This is a genomic window from Streptomyces eurythermus (assembly GCF_014649115.1).
GTDB classification, from domain to species: Bacteria; Actinomycetota; Actinomycetes; order Streptomycetales; family Streptomycetaceae; genus Streptomyces; species Streptomyces eurythermus.
In genome coordinates this window covers 323886-337290 of the sequence record NZ_BMSK01000001.1, presented here as the reverse complement: position 1 = coordinate 337290, position 13405 = coordinate 323886, and the positions used below count along the sequence as shown (strand labels likewise).

At 72.4% G+C, this 13405-nt stretch carries 12 protein-coding genes; 4 read left to right on the top strand and 8 right to left on the bottom strand.

Features of this window, described 5'->3' with window-relative positions; all coding sequences use genetic code 11:
* Nucleotides 1-42 precede the first annotated feature (42 nt).
* The 4 genes from IE251_RS01630 to IE251_RS01615 all read right to left on the bottom strand — a co-directional run bounded on the left by IE251_RS01630 (nt 43) and on the right by IE251_RS01615 (nt 3792).
* Nucleotides 43-1521, bottom strand: a complete 1479-nt coding sequence (locus IE251_RS01630) for a GntP family permease (RefSeq protein WP_189751086.1) — start codon at nt 1519-1521, stop codon at nt 43-45.
* Nucleotides 1522-1637: 116 nt separating this feature from the next.
* Nucleotides 1638-2048, bottom strand: a complete 411-nt coding sequence (locus IE251_RS01625; protein ID WP_189751085.1) for a RidA family protein — start codon at nt 2046-2048, stop codon at nt 1638-1640.
* Nucleotides 2045-2809, bottom strand: a complete 765-nt coding sequence (locus IE251_RS01620) for an IclR family transcriptional regulator (protein ID WP_189751084.1) — start codon at nt 2807-2809, stop codon at nt 2045-2047. Before IE251_RS01620 ends, IE251_RS01625 begins: the two co-directional genes overlap by 4 nt.
* The gene (locus IE251_RS01615; protein ID WP_229896552.1) at nt 2806-3792 is read right to left on the bottom strand and encodes a sugar kinase; all 987 of its coding nucleotides are present in this window, start codon (nt 3790-3792) and stop codon (nt 2806-2808) included. Before IE251_RS01615 ends, IE251_RS01620 begins: the two co-directional genes overlap by 4 nt.
* Nucleotides 3793-3996: 204 nt before the next feature.
* Here IE251_RS01615 and IE251_RS01610 point away from each other — a divergent pair, with 204 nt between their 5' ends.
* Nucleotides 3997-5280 carry an amino acid deaminase gene (locus tag IE251_RS01610; protein WP_189751083.1) on the top strand — a complete coding sequence of 428 codons (1284 nt, stop codon included), beginning with the start codon at nt 3997-3999 and terminating at the stop codon, nt 5278-5280.
* A gap of 9 nt (nt 5281-5289) precedes the next feature.
* Nucleotides 5290-6900, top strand: a complete 1611-nt coding sequence (locus tag IE251_RS01605) for an N-acyl-D-amino-acid deacylase family protein (protein WP_189751082.1) — start codon at nt 5290-5292, stop codon at nt 6898-6900.
* A 7-nt stretch (nt 6901-6907) separates the two neighbouring features.
* On the opposite strand, the gene IE251_RS01600 is transcribed toward IE251_RS01605, so the two are convergent.
* From IE251_RS01600 to IE251_RS01590, 3 genes are all read right to left on the bottom strand, one after another.
* Nucleotides 6908-7771, bottom strand: coding sequence for a S1 family peptidase (locus IE251_RS01600; RefSeq protein WP_189751081.1), 864 nt, complete (start codon nt 7769-7771; stop codon nt 6908-6910).
* A 224-nt stretch (nt 7772-7995) separates the two neighbouring features.
* The gene (locus tag IE251_RS01595) at nt 7996-8604 is read right to left on the bottom strand and encodes a DUF1707 SHOCT-like domain-containing protein (protein WP_189751080.1); all 609 of its coding nucleotides are present in this window, start codon (nt 8602-8604) and stop codon (nt 7996-7998) included.
* A 97-nt stretch (nt 8605-8701) separates the two neighbouring features.
* The gene (locus IE251_RS01590) at nt 8702-9526 is read right to left on the bottom strand and encodes a hypothetical protein (RefSeq protein ID WP_189751079.1); all 825 of its coding nucleotides are present in this window, start codon (nt 9524-9526) and stop codon (nt 8702-8704) included.
* Nucleotides 9527-9650: 124 nt separating this feature from the next.
* On the opposite strand from IE251_RS01590, the gene IE251_RS01585 reads away from it, so the two are divergent.
* The gene (locus IE251_RS01585) at nt 9651-10862 is read left to right on the top strand and encodes a pyridoxal phosphate-dependent aminotransferase (protein WP_030778686.1); all 1212 of its coding nucleotides are present in this window, start codon (nt 9651-9653) and stop codon (nt 10860-10862) included.
* A gap of 88 nt (nt 10863-10950) precedes the next feature.
* Nucleotides 10951-11367 carry an SCO4983 family protein gene (locus IE251_RS01580; protein ID WP_189751078.1) on the top strand — a complete coding sequence of 139 codons (417 nt, stop codon included), beginning with the start codon at nt 10951-10953 and terminating at the stop codon, nt 11365-11367.
* Nucleotides 11368-11580: 213 nt separating this feature from the next.
* On the opposite strand, the gene IE251_RS01575 is transcribed toward IE251_RS01580, so the two are convergent.
* On the bottom strand, nt 11581-13404 hold the full coding sequence (locus IE251_RS01575; RefSeq protein ID WP_189751077.1) for a phosphoenolpyruvate carboxykinase (GTP): 1824 nt from the start codon (nt 13402-13404) through the stop codon (nt 11581-11583).
* Nucleotide 13405 lies beyond the last annotated feature (1 nt).

The following is a 13405-nucleotide window of genomic DNA, read 5'->3' as shown; positions in this document are numbered from 1 at the left end:
TGTGCCGTAACCAGTCAGCTCACGAACACGCCACCGGATCGGTCAGCTCACGAACACCCCGGCCACCACCGCCACCACGAACCCCGCCAGCGACAACACCGATTCCAGCACCGTCCAACTGCGCAGCGTGTCGCGTTCGCTGATGCCGAAGTACTTGGCCACCATCCAGAAGCCGCCGTCGTTGACGTGCGAGGCGAAGATGGAGCCCGCCGAGATGGCCATGATGACGAGCGCGGCGAACGCCTGCGAGTGCCGGCCCTCCGCCAGCAGCGGGGCCACGATGCCCGCCGTCGTCACGATCGCCACCGTCGCCGAGCCCTGGGCCACCCGCAGGACGAGCGCGATCAGGTACGACAGGACGATCACCGGCAGGCCGACACCGTGGAAGGTGTCCGACAGGGCCTGGGCGACGCCTCCGGCCTTCAGTACGGCGCCGAAGATCCCGCCCGCGCCGACGACCAGCAGGATGTTGCCGACCGGCTTCAGGGAGGCGGTCGACACCGTCTCCAGCGACTTGCGCGACCAGCCGCGGCGGATGCCGAGGAGGTAGTAGGCGAGGAGCAGGGCGAGGGTGAGCGCCACGAAGGGGTTGCCGAAGAACTCCAGGACCGAGCGCGTCGCAGAGGGGTCCAGGGCGATCGAGGAGAACGTGGCCGCCAGGATCAGCAGCAGGGGTGTGCCGATGATGGCCAGGACCGTGGCGAGGGGGACCGGGGTCTCCTTCGGTGTCACGCCCTGCGCGCGCTGCTCGGCCGCCACCGCCCGCTTCGCCTCCTCCGCCGCCTCCGCCATGTCCTGCGGTACGGGGACGAAGATCCGCTTTCCGGCCCAGGCGGCGTACGCCCAGGCGGCCAGTACGGCGGGCAGGCCGCAGACGACGCCCATGAGGATGACCCAGCCGAGCTGGACGTGCAGCAGTCCGGCGGCGGCGACCGGGCCGGGGTGCGGCGGCAGGAAGGCGTGGGTCATGGACAGGCCGGCGAGCAGCGGGAGGCAGTAGAGCAGCACCGACTTGCCGGATCGTTTCGCTGCCGCGTAGACGATGGGCGCGAGGACGAAGATGCCCACGTCGAAGAAGACCGGGATGCCGAACAGCAGGCCGGTGAGGCCCATGGCGAGCGGGGCCCGCTTCTCGCCGAACAGGGCCAGCAGGCGTGCGGCCAGTACCTCGGCGCCGCCGCTCACTTCGAGGATCGCGCCGAGCATCGTGCCGAGGCCGATGATGATGGCGACGTGGCCGAGGATGCCGCCCATGCCGGACTCGACGGTGGAGACGGCGTCGGAGCGCTGGACGGTGCCGAAGAGTTCGGTGACCGAGAGGCCGGCCAGCAGGCCGACGGCTATGGAGACGGCGAGGAGGGCCACGAAGGGCTGGAGCCGGACCTTGATGATCAGGAAGAGCAGGAGGGCCATGCCGAGGGCGGCGACCGTGAGCAGACCGGGCGTGCCGTCGATCAGGAGGAGCAGGCCCCCGGTGTGGGGTGGCGCGGTGGGCGTGGGGGCGGCGAGCGGGAAGGACATACGGGGGTCCTCTTCGTAAATGCATGCTGCTTTCGGGCAGGGAGGAGCGCGGCACGGCACCCCGGGGAGTGCCGTGCCGTGCGGACGTACGTACAGAAAGGGGAAGTCGGCGCGCGTCAGCCCAGTACGGCGAGCGCGTCGATCTCGATGAGGAGGCCGGCCGGCAGACCGACGTAGACCGTCGTGCGGGCGGCGGGCGGCTGGGTCAGGCCCTGTTCCTCGAAGTAGGCGTTGTAGATGTCGTTCATCTCGGCGAAGTGGTCCACGTCCGTGAGGTAGACGCGGATCATCATCACGTCGTCCCAGGTGGCGCCGCCCTCCTCCAGGATCGCCTTGACGTTGGCGAGGGTCTGGAGGGTCTGCTCGCGCAGGGTGGGGCCGGCCGGCGTCGGGGGCTTGCCCTCCTCGGCGGGCAGGAAGCCGACCTGGCCGGCGACCTGGAGGATGTTGCCCTTCCTCACGCCGTGCGAGAACTTCGCGGGCGGGGTGGTGTGGGTCTTCGGGGTGAGCGCGATCTTCTCGGTCATGCGGGGGTGCCCTTCACTGGCGTTCTTCCGGAGTACTCGCCGCTGATGGCGTCCGCCGTGCGGCGGACCAGCGGGAGCAGGCTGAGGAGTTCCTCGGCGGTGACGACCACGTTCGGCGCGGAGACCGACATGGCGGCGACCACCCGGCCGTCGGCGCCGCGCACGGGGGCGGCGACGCAGTTGATGGACTCCTCGTGGCCACCGAGGTCGGTGGCCCAGCCCTGTTCGCGCACCGTGGCCAGTTCCTTCAGGAAGGCCTCGGCGTGGGGGGTCGAACGGGCCGTGTAGAGGGGGTAGTCGAGCTGCTCGGCGAGGGCGCGGCGCTCTGGTTCGGGCAGGTCGGCCAGGAGCAGCTTGGCGACGGCGGCGACGGTGATGGCCACCGGCTTGCCGATCCGGGAGTACATGCGGACCGGGTAGCGGCTCTCCACCTTGTCGATGTACAGCACCTCGTTCTCCTCGTACACGGCGAGGTGGACGGTGTGTCCGCACTGTTCGTTGAGCCGGACGAGGTGGGGGTGGGCGATCTCGCGGATGTCGAGGTTCTCCATCGCCTCCTGGGCGAGCGCGAAGAGCCGGGCGCCGAGGCGGTAGCGCTGGTCGGACTGGCGGTAGACCAGGCCGTGTTCGTGCAGGGTGCGCAGCAGGCGCAGGGCGGTGGACTTGTGCACGCCGAGGCGGTCGGCGACCTGCCCCAGGTCGGCGGGGCCCTCGGCGAGCAGCGGCAGGATGCTCAGGGCGCGGTCGACGGTCTGGCTCATGGGATGTTCGCCTCCTCCTCGGCCCGCTCGGCTCGTGTCCAGCCGGGGCCGAGTCGAAGTCTCTCCCATGCGCCGTCGTCGAGGGCGGCGAGGCGGTCGGCGTGGTCGCGGTCGGGGGGTGCGGCCAGGTCGCCGGGGGTGGTGAGAGTGGCGGCGGCGAAGAGGTGGCCGTACCTCAGGCGGGCCTTGACGGGGAGTCCGCGCAGGGTGGCGGAGAGGAAGCCGGCGGCGAAGGCGTCTCCGGCGCCGGTGGTGGCCACGACGACGGTGTGCAGGGCGGGGTGGAAGGTGCCGTCGGGCAGGTCCCGGGTGAAGGCCGTGGCGCCGCGCGCTCCCTCCTTCACGACCAGCACGTGCGGTTCGGGCAGCAGCCGGCGGACGGCGGCTGGTCCGCCGGTGACGCCCCAGGCGTGGGCGGCCTCGTCCTCGCCCACGAACACGATGTCCGCGCGCCGGGCCAGCTCCAGCAGGACGTCGGCGCCCTCGCCGTCCCGCCACAGCCCGGGCCGGTGATTGACGTCGAAGGACACCGGCGGGCGTCCCGGACCAGGGGCCGTCAGCTCGTACAGCAGCTCCCGGCACTCCGCCGACAGCGCGGCCGTGATCCCGGACAGGTGCAGCACCCGGGCCGCGCGGGCCGCCGCCAGGTCCACGTTCCCCACGGACATCGCGGAGGCGGCCGATCCGGCCCGGTAGTACGCCACCTCGTGCGCGCCCGTCCCGCGGTCCCCGGCGGTGCGGAAGTACACGCCGGTGGGCCGGCCGGGGTCCCGGCGGACGGCGGTGACGTCGACTCCGTACCCGGCGATCCGTTCCACCAGGTGGTCGCCGAAGCCGTCCGCGCCGACCCGGCTGACCCAGCGTGCCGGGTGCCCGAAGGCGGCCAGGGCGCAGGCCACGTTGGACTCGGCGCCGCCGATGGCCCGCTGGAAGGAGGGGACGTCGGCGAGGCGGCCGGGGCGGGTGGGCAGGAAGGTGACCATGGACTCGCCGAGCGCCGCCACGTCCACGTCCGTGACGGGCCGCGGGGGCGCGACGGCCGGGGCGTAAGCAGCGTCGTTGATGATGACTCCTGTCGATCGCCAGGGCGACGGATCCGTTGACCCGGTGTTCGGCGAGATGCTAGACACCAGTAAGCACTAGACGCAATGGTCGTTGCAGAATACGCAACGCCTGAGAGGGGCTCCATGGGCACCGAAGCGCTCACCCGCCTCGCCGAGGAACACGTCGACCACCGCTTCAAGGGCCTCCCGCCGGACGCCTACGGCCTGACCGTCGCCGAGCTGGCCGCCCAGCGCCGCAATCTCTTCCACGACGGCGACCGGGACGGCGGCGGCTTCACCACCCCGGTCCTCGCGCTGTCCGCCGAGCGCCTGGCGCACAACCTCGCGCTGATGGAGACGTACACCGCCCGGCACGGCCTGGCCTTCGCCCCGCACGGCAAGACCTCCATGGCCCCGCAGCTCTTCCACCGCCAGATCGAGCACGGCGCCTGGGGGATCACGCTCGCGCTGCCCCACCAGGTGCGCGTCGCCCGGGCGTTCGGCGTCCGGCGGGTCTTCCTCGCCAACGAGCTGGTGGACGCCTCCGCCCTGCGCTGGCTCGCCGCCGAGCTGGCCGCCGACCCGGAGTTCCGGTTCATCGCCTACGTCGACTCGGTGCGCGGGGTGGAGCTGATGGACGCGGCCCTCGCCGGCGCGGCCCGCCCGGTGGACGTCGTGATCGAGCTGGGCGCGGGCGAGGGGGCGCGCACGGGGGTGCGTACGGAGGCGGAGGCCGGGGAGGTCGCCGCCGCCGTGGCCGCCGCACCGACCCTGCGCCTGGTCGGCGTGGCGGGGTACGAGGGCGAGGTGCCGAAGGCCGATCCCGAGCGGGTGCGGTCGTATCTGCGGCGGCTGGTGGCGCTGGCCGCCGGGCTGGACGGTGCCGGACGGTTCGGCGAGGCCGACGAGATCGTGGTGAGCGCGGGCGGCAGCGCCTGGTTCGACGCGGTCGCCGACGTCTTCGCCGAGATCCCCGGGCTGTCCAGGCCGGTGCTGAAGCTGCTGCGCTCCGGCGCGTACGTCTCGCACGACGACGGGCACTACCACCGGCTCACCCCGTTCGGCCGGGTCCCCGAGGAGGGCGCGCTGGAACCCGCCTTCCGGCTGTGGGCGCAGGTCGTCTCCCGGCCGACCGCCGAGCAGGCCTTCGCCAACGCGGGCAAGCGCGACGCGGCCTACGACCTGGACCTGCCGACCGCCCAGGTGGTACGCCGGGGCGGCGAGGAGCGCCCGGCCGCCGGCATCACCGTCACCGGGCTGTCCGACCAGCACACCTGGCTGCGCACGGACCCGGAGGCGGACGTCGAGGTGGGCGACTGGATCGGCTTCGGCCTGTCCCACCCGTGCACGTCGTTCGACAAGTGGCAGCTGATCCCGGTGGCCGAGGCGGACGGCACGGTCGTGGACTACATCCGTACGTTCTTCTAGGAGGCCCGCGTGGAGGACCTGGTCATCCGGGACGCCGACGTCGTCGACGGCAGCGGCGCGGACGCGTACCGCGCCGATGTCGTGATCGACGCGGGCCGCATCGTCTCGATCGTCAAGGAGGCCGCCGCCGCGGGCTGCCAGCGGCCGCGCGCCACACGGGAGATCGACGCGGAGGGCCTGGTCCTCTCCCCCGGCTTCATCGACATGCACGCCCACTCCGACCTCGCCCTGCTGCGCGACCCCGACCACAGCGCGAAGGCCGCGCAGGGGGTCACGCTGGAGGTCCTCGGCCAGGACGGGCTGTCGTACGCCCCGGTGGACGACCGCACGCTGGAGGAGGTGCGGCGGGCGATCACCGGGTGGAACGGGTACGGCGACGACATCGACTTCGACTGGCGTTCGGTGGGCGGGTACCTGGACCGGCTGGATCGCGGCATCGCCGTGAACGCGGCCTACCTGATCCCCCAGGGCACGGTCCGGGCGCTCGTGGTCGGCTGGGAGGACCGCGCGGCCACCCCGGCGGAACTGGGCCGGATGCGGCGGCTGGTCGCGGAAGGGCTGGAGCAGGGCGCGGTGGGCCTGTCGTCGGGGCTGACGTACACCCCGGGCATGTACGCGCGCGACGCCGAACTGACCGAGCTGTGCCGGGTGGTGGGCTCCTATGGCGGCTACTACTGCCCGCACCACCGCTCCTACGGCGTCGGCGCGCTGGAGGCGTACGCCGAGATGGTCGCCCTCACCCGGGAGGCGGACTGTCCGCTGCACCTCGCGCACGCGACGATGAACTTCGGGGTGAACAAGGGCCGGGCGCCCGAGCTGCTGGCCCTGCTGGACCGGGCTCTTCAGGCGGGCGCGGACATCACCCTGGACACCTATCCCTACACCCCCGGCTGCACCACCCTCGCCGCGCTGCTGCCGAGCTGGGCGAGCGAGGGCGGCCCGGAGGAGATCCTGGCCCGGCTCACCGACCCGGCGACGGCCGGGCGGATCCGGCACGACCTGGAGGTCACCGGCTCGGACGGCTGCCACGGCGTGCCGGTCGAGTGGGAGACGATCGAGATCTCCGGGGTGGCCGACCCGGCCCTCGGCGACTTCGTGGGCCGTACCGTCCGGGAGGCGGCGGACCTGCGCGGCGAGGCCCCCTGGGACACGGCCCGCCGGCTGCTGGTGCGCGACCGGCTCGGTACGACGATCCTCCAGCACGTGGGCCACGAGGAGAACGTCCGCGCGATCATGCGGCACCGCGCGCACACCGGCGGCTCCGACGGCATCCTGCGCGGCAGCAAGCCGCACCCCCGGGCGTACGGCACGTTCCCGCGCTATCTCGGCCACTATGTGCGGGAGTTGGGCGTGCTGTCGCTGGAGGAGTGCGTGGCCCACCTCACCTCCCGGCCGGCGGCGCGGCTGCGGCTGCCGGACCGCGGGCTGGTGCGCGAGGGGTACCGGGCCGACCTGGTGCTGTTCGACCCGCGGACGGTCGCGCCCGGCGCCACCTTCGCCGAGCCGCGCCGGCTGCCGACCGGGATCCCGTATGTGCTGGTCGACGGCCGGTTCGTCATCGAGGACGGCCGGCGGACGGATGCCCTGCCGGGCCGGTCCGTCCGCCGGACACCGCTGTGAACCGCGTTTACGGCTTGGGCAGCGTGCAACCGGCCGCGCTCAGGTTGAGCTTGTTGCCGGTGGTGAAGCAGGCCGGGATGTTGTAGGTCTCCTGGGCGTAGTTGATGCCCTGGCGGACGGTGACGTTGCCGCTCGCGTCGACCTCGCACGGGTTGTTCACCGTGCACCGCTGGCCGTCCTCGTTGCCGGTGTTGTTGACGGCGACCACCTTGCCGGTGGTGGCGTCTATGACCGGGGACCCCGAGGTGCCGCCGATGGTGTTGCAGGCGGAGGTGTAGCGGACCGAGTCCTTGAAGGTCCAGTCGCCCTCCTTCAGCCGGTACACGAACCCGTCGACGTTGCAGCTGTAGATGCGCTTCCAGTAGCCGGAGACCACCTTGATGGCGGTGCCGGCCACCGGGTGGGTGTCCTGCACGGTGAGCGGGCTGATGCCGTACGAGCTCTTGATCGCCGCGTACGTGGTGGTGGTGCGGTAGATCGTGACGTCCGTGTCGGTCATCGTCGAGTACACGACCTGGTTGGCCCGGAGAGTGGCGATCTTGGTGCCGGCGGAGTTCAGCAGGCCGAAGGTACGGCTGGAGGACTGGCCGGTGATGACCTGGCCGGCGCTCGGCATGCCGGTCTCCAGGCAGTGCCCGTTGGTCAGCACGAGCGCCGGGTCGGTGTCGGCGGAGCCCGGGAAGCGGATGACGGAGCCGGAGCAGTTGCTGAGCGAGACGGTGCCGGCGAAGTCGACGGTGACCGCGGCGGCCTTGGCGGAGTGCGGGGCGGTGGTCTGCGCGGCGGGGGCGTGCGGGGCGGCCAGCGCCGGGGTGGCGCCCAGACCGATGGTGGCCACGGCCGAGAGCGCGGCCAGGAGAGGCTTGTTCACGTGGGGGTCCCCTCTTACGACGGGGGCGACCGGAGGTTTTCCGGTCGCCCACACTGTTGTCATGCGCATTGTCGACAGTGCGGAGGGGCGGGGACAAGAAGTCACGACAGGTCATAGGGGTTTCCCTCGGACCGCGCGCGGGAGGTTTGCCTCGACCGTGCGACGGAGGGCGGCACGTCGGCCTCATGAGGAAGGGTCAGCTTCCGCCGGGTGTGGCAACCGGTTCACTTCCGGGGCGGCTTGGTGACGACGGCTCCGAACAGGGCGAGGCCCTTGACGACGACACGCGGGGCGGCGGGACCGGCAGTTCCCCGCCGCGCCCGCCCCTCGCGTCCGCCGAACACCCCGAACAAGCCGAACCCCCTGACCTGGAGGTCGATGTCGTCGGGCACAACGATCCCGATGCCGCCCCACAGGGCCACGGCCCGGATCACCGTCACCGGCGCGGCGAACCGGGCCTCGGTCAGATCGAGCCGGCCGCCGCCCCACATCGACCAGGCGGTGAACCGGGGCGGCACGACCCACCCGCCGTCCCGCCGGAACCCGCCGAAGACGCCTAGCGCGAACCGGGACGTGGGAGCGCCGTCCACCACCCGCGCGTCCCTGGGCCCGGGAGCGGGCAGCCCGCTCCCGGCCGCCCGCAGTTCGCCCCGGGTCCGGGCGGCGTAGATCCGGTCGAGCCGGCCGCCCAGTTCGTCCAGCGGCAGCCGGCCGTCCGCCAGGGCGTCCCGCACGCGCTCGACGACCCGCTCCCGCTCCTCGTCGGAGACGAGCACGTCGTGACCGGGTTCCGCCTGCCCGCCACGGTGGTCACCGTACGTCTGTTCACCCATGGGATCACCCTGCCATGGCGGCCAACTTCCATGACAGGAGCAGTGGTTGGGCGTGTCGGGAGCGTGTACGGCCCAGGCGCCGGCTCCGCTCACTCCGTCAGTGAGGCCACCTCGGGCCACCGTGCCCGCGGTGGGGGCCGCCCGGGCGGTAGGTCGGCGGGGCGGTGGACGAGGTCGTGGCCGTGGGGGCGGCGGACCGGTCGGCAGGGGACTCGGTGGTGACCGGCCGGCCGCCGTCCGGGCCGCTCGCGGTGGCGCTCGGGCGCGGGGCGGCGGGGCGGGTGGCCGTGCTCGACGGCGCGACCGCGGCGGGGCGGGTCGCGGTGGCCGGGGCCGACACGGGCGGCACGGTGGCGGGCGTGGCGTCACCGGCGCCCCCGCCGCCCGTGCCCTCGCCCCCGCCGCCTGTGCCCTCGCCCACGCCCTCGCCGTCCGTGGCGTCGCCCGCGTTCTCGCCGTCCGTGCCGTCGCCGCGCGCCGTCGGGGCGTCGGCGGTCCGGCCGCCGTCGGCGGGGCGGGACCCGTCCGGGGAGCCGGTGCCGGACAGCACGGCGATCACCGCGACGGTGCCGGCCACCGCCGCGAGGGCACCGCCGGCGACCACCGCGCGCCGGCGTCCGGCCGCGCGCCGCCGTGCCCGCCCGCGCCCGGCCCGGCGCGCCCCGGCTCGCCCCGCCCCGGCCCCGGAAAGCTCCGGCGGCGCGGGCTCGGCCGGCCCGTCGGGCGCCCCGGTCACCGGGGGCAGCTCGCGTGTCGCGTCGTAGTCGTTCTGCCAGCCGTGCGCGGCGGCCGGGTCGGCGTACTCCTCGTACGCGGGGGCCGGAGCCGGCAGCGGGTGGTACACGTTCGGCCGGACGCCGGGCGGGCCGCCCGCCGCCTGCGGCACGTGCGCCTCCGCTTCGTACTCCTGTTCCGTGGACATGTCAGCGGATTCTAGGGACGCAAGGCACCCGGAAGACATTCGGCGGTGCTTTCCGGGCAGCCTCGCGTCCCGGGTGGTGGAAAACACCGCCCATGCGGCACGAGGGGGCCGTAAGCTCACGGACATGCAGGTGATCCAGTCGACCAAGCTCGCCAACGTCTGTTACGAGATCCGGGGCCCGGTTCTCGAAGAGGCCATGCGGCTGGAGGCGGCGGGCCACCGCATCCTCAAGCTCAACACCGGCAACCCGGCCGCCTTCGGCTTCGAGTGCCCCCCGGAGATCCTGGAGGACATCCTCCGCAACGTCTCCACGGCGCACGGCTACGGCGACGCCAAGGGTCTGCTCGCCGCCCGCCGCGCGGTCGTGATGCACAACCAGACCATCGGCATCGAGACGGACGTCGAGCACGTCTTCATCGGCAACGGCGTCTCCGAGCTGATCGTGATGGCGATGCAGGCCCTGCTGGACGACGGCGACGAGGTCCTGGTGCCGGCCCCGGACTACCCGCTGTGGACGGCGGCCGTCTCCCTGTCCGGGGGAACGGCGGTGCACTACCGCTGCGACGAGCAGTCCGACTGGATGCCCGACCTGGCCGACATCGAGCGCAAGGTCACCGACCGCACCAAGGCGATCGTCGTCATCAACCCGAACAACCCCACGGGCGCGGTGTACGACGAGGAGGTGCTCAAGGGGCTGACGGACATCGCCCGCCGGCACAACCTGCTGGTCTGCTCGGACGAGATCTACGACAAGATCCTCTACGACGGCACCACGCACACCCCGACCGCGAAGGTCGCCCCCGATCTGCTCACCCTCACCTTCAACGGCATGTCGAAGGCGTACCGGGTGGCCGGCTACCGCGTCGGCTGGATGTCGGTCTCCGGCCCGCGCGCCCACGCCGACTCCTATATCGAGGGCCTGACGATCCTGGCGAACATGCGGCTGTGCGCCAACATGCCGGGGCAGCACGGGGTGGTCGCCGCGCTCGGCGGACGTCAGTCGATCAACGACCTGGTGCTGCCGGGCGGGCGGCTGAAGGAGCAGATGGACGTCGCCTACGACCTGCTCACCGCGATCCCGGGCGTCAGCTGCGTACGGCCCAAGGGCGCGCTGTACCTCTTCCCCCGGCTGGACCCGAAGGTCTTCAAGGTCAAGGACGACCGGCAGCTGGTCCTGGACCTGCTGCGGCAGGAGAAGATCATGGTCGTCCACGGCACCGGCTTCAACTGGCCGGAGCCCGATCACTTCCGGGTGGTGACCCTGCCGGCGGTCGGCGATCTCCGGGACGCCGTCACCCGCATCGGCACCTTCCTGGACGGATACGGCCAGCCGTAGCCGGCGGACCGCGTTCCGTGACTCGGCTCAACTTTAGACGAAATCCAATGTAGGATGGTTTCCTGTCAGAGCACAGGAGGCCATCCCCATGTACGAACCGATCCGCTCCAAGTCGGTCCACAGCACGATGGCCGGCACCCCCTGCGACTTCCCCCACCGGTCGCGCGAGGAGGAGCTGGACATCCAGCTCGCCGGACACCTCGCCGCACTGCTCGCGGTCACCGACGAACTGCGCGCCCTGACCCCGTCCGCCGACCTGGACACCGCCGCGGAACGCCTCGCGGCCCAGGTGGCCCGGCTGCGCGGCGGCCGGACGCCGCTGCGCGCGGCACCGGCCGTGGCGGGCGACCCGGCCGCACTGCACCGGCGGGCGCACACCCTCGCCGGACGCGCCCTCGTGGTCGCCGCCTCCCGCGCGGACACCGCGGCGGCGATCCTCGCGGCCGAGCGGATGGACGCCCACGCCGCCGGGACCGACCCGAAGACGCTCAGCCCGGCCCACTGACCCCGCCGAGGGTCCCCCTGTCGGCCCCGGTCCGCGCGCACCCGCAGCGACGCGCGGACCGGGCGCCATCCATCCCGCCGGCCCCGACGCCCAAAGCCCGGGGCCCCGCACGCCGTTGTGCGGGGCCCCGGGCGGGTGGTCACCGCGGCCGGTCGTGACGATCGCTGGTCAGGGCACATCCGGACCGGCCGCGGAGTCTTTCGGGTACGGGGCTCAGCCCAGGCGCTCCAGCAGCGCGTGGTACTGGTCCCAGAGCTCCTTCGGGGTGTGGTCGCCGAAGGTGTTCAGGTGCTCGGGGACCAGGGCGGCCTCCTCGCGCCAGACCTCCTTGTCCACGGTGAGCAGGAAGTCCAGGTCGGCCTCGGGCAGTTCGAGCCCGTCGGTGTCCAGCGCGCCCTTGGCCGGCAGGATGCCGATCGGGGTCTCGACGCCCTCGGCCCTGCCCTCCAGCCGCTCCATGATCCACTTCAGGACACGGGAGTTCTCGCCGAAGCCCGGCCAGACGAACCGGCCCTCGTCGTCCTTGCGGAACCAGTTGACGTAGTAGATCTTCGGCAGCTTGGACTGGTCCTTGTCCTTGGCCACGTCGATCCAGTGGGCCATGTAGTCGCCCATGTTGTAGCCGCAGAACGGGAGCATGGCGAACGGGTCGCGGCGCAGCTCGCCGACCTTGCCCTCGGCCGCCGCGGTCTTCTCGGAGGCCACGTTGGCGCCGAGGAAGACGCCGTGGTTCCAGTCGAAGGACTCCGTCACCAGCGGCACGGCCGTGGCCCGGCGGCCGCCGAACAGGATCGCCGAGATCGGCACGCCCTTGGGGTCCTCCCACTCGGGCGCGATGATCGGGCACTGCGAGGCCGGCACGGTGAAGCGGGCGTTGGGGTGGGCGGCCGGGGTCCCGGACCCGGGCGTCCAGTCGTTGCCCTTCCAGTCGGTCAGGTGGGCCGGGGACTCCTCGGTCATGCCCTCCCACCACACGTCGCCGTTGTCGGTGAGCGCGACGTTGGTGAAGACCGCGTTGCCCCACAGGGTCTTCATCGCGTTGGCGTTGGTGTGCTCACCGGTGCCGGGCGCGACGCCGAAGAAGCCCGCCTCGGGGTTGATCGCGTACAGCCGGCCGTCCTCGCCGAACCGCATCCAGGCGATGTCGTCGCCGACGGTCTCCACCGTCCAGCCGGAGATCGTGGGCTCCAGCATGGCGAGGTTGGTCTTGCCGCAGGCCGAGGGGAAGGCGGCGGCGACGTACTTGGCCTCGCCCTGCGGCGGGGTGAGCTTCAGGATCAGCATGTGCTCGGCCAGCCAGCCCTCGTCACGGGCCATGACCGAGGCGATACGCAGCGCGTAGCACTTCTTGCCGAGCAGGGCGTTGCCGCCGTAGCCGGAGCCGTAGGACCAGATCTCGCGGGTCTCGGGGAAGTGTGAGATGTACTTGGTCTGGTTGCAGGGCCAGGGGACGTCCTCCTGGCCCGGCTCCAGCGGGGCGCCCAGCGTGTGAACGGCCTTGACGAAGAAGCCCTCTTCGCCCAGCTCGTCCAGGACGGCCTGGCCCATGCGCGTCATCGTGCGCATGGAGACGGCCACGTACGCGGAGTCGGTGATCTCCACGCCCAGCGCGGACAGCGGGGAGCCGAGCGGGCCCATGCAGAACGGCACGACGTACATCGTGCGGCCCCGCATCGAGCCGCGGAACAGGCCCTGGTCACCGGTGAAGATCTCCCGCATCTCGGCGGGGGCCTTCCAGTGGTTGGTCGGGCCCGCGTCCTCCTCCTTCTCGGAGCAGATGAAGGTGCGGTCCTCGACGCGCGCGACGTCGGTCGGGTCCGAGGCGGCGTAGTAGGAGTGCGGGCGCTTGACCGGGTCGAGCTTCTTGAACGTTCCCTTGGCGACCAGTTCCTCGCACAGCCGCTCGTACTCGGCCTCGGAGCCGTCGCACCAGACCACCCTGTCCGGCTGCGTCAGTTCGGCGATCTCGTTGACCCACGAGATCAGTTCCCGGTGGTTGGTGGGGACGACGGTGGGAGCCGCGTTGTCGCGCGCCACG

Excerpts from the sequence above, each read along its gene's own strand:
- IE251_RS01625 (WP_189751085.1), bottom strand. The coding sequence starts at position 2,048 with ATGACCGAGAAGATCGCGCTCACCCCGAAGACCCACACCACCCCGCCC.
- IE251_RS01590 (WP_189751079.1), bottom strand. The coding sequence starts at position 9,526 with ATGTCCACGGAACAGGAGTACGAAGCGGAGGCGCACGTGCCGCAGGCG.
- IE251_RS01630 (WP_189751086.1), bottom strand. The coding sequence starts at position 1,521 with ATGTCCTTCCCGCTCGCCGCCCCCACGCCCACCGCGCCACCCCACACC.
- IE251_RS01615 (WP_229896552.1), bottom strand. The coding sequence starts at position 3,792 with ATGGTCACCTTCCTGCCCACCCGCCCCGGCCGCCTCGCCGACGTCCCC.
- IE251_RS01595 (WP_189751080.1), bottom strand. The coding sequence starts at position 8,604 with ATGGGTGAACAGACGTACGGTGACCACCGTGGCGGGCAGGCGGAACCC.
- IE251_RS01610 (WP_189751083.1), top strand. The coding sequence starts at position 3,997 with ATGGGCACCGAAGCGCTCACCCGCCTCGCCGAGGAACACGTCGACCAC.
- IE251_RS01620 (WP_189751084.1), bottom strand. The coding sequence starts at position 2,809 with ATGAGCCAGACCGTCGACCGCGCCCTGAGCATCCTGCCGCTGCTCGCC.
- IE251_RS01580 (WP_189751078.1), top strand. The coding sequence starts at position 10,951 with ATGTACGAACCGATCCGCTCCAAGTCGGTCCACAGCACGATGGCCGGC.
- IE251_RS01585 (WP_030778686.1), top strand. The coding sequence starts at position 9,651 with ATGCAGGTGATCCAGTCGACCAAGCTCGCCAACGTCTGTTACGAGATC.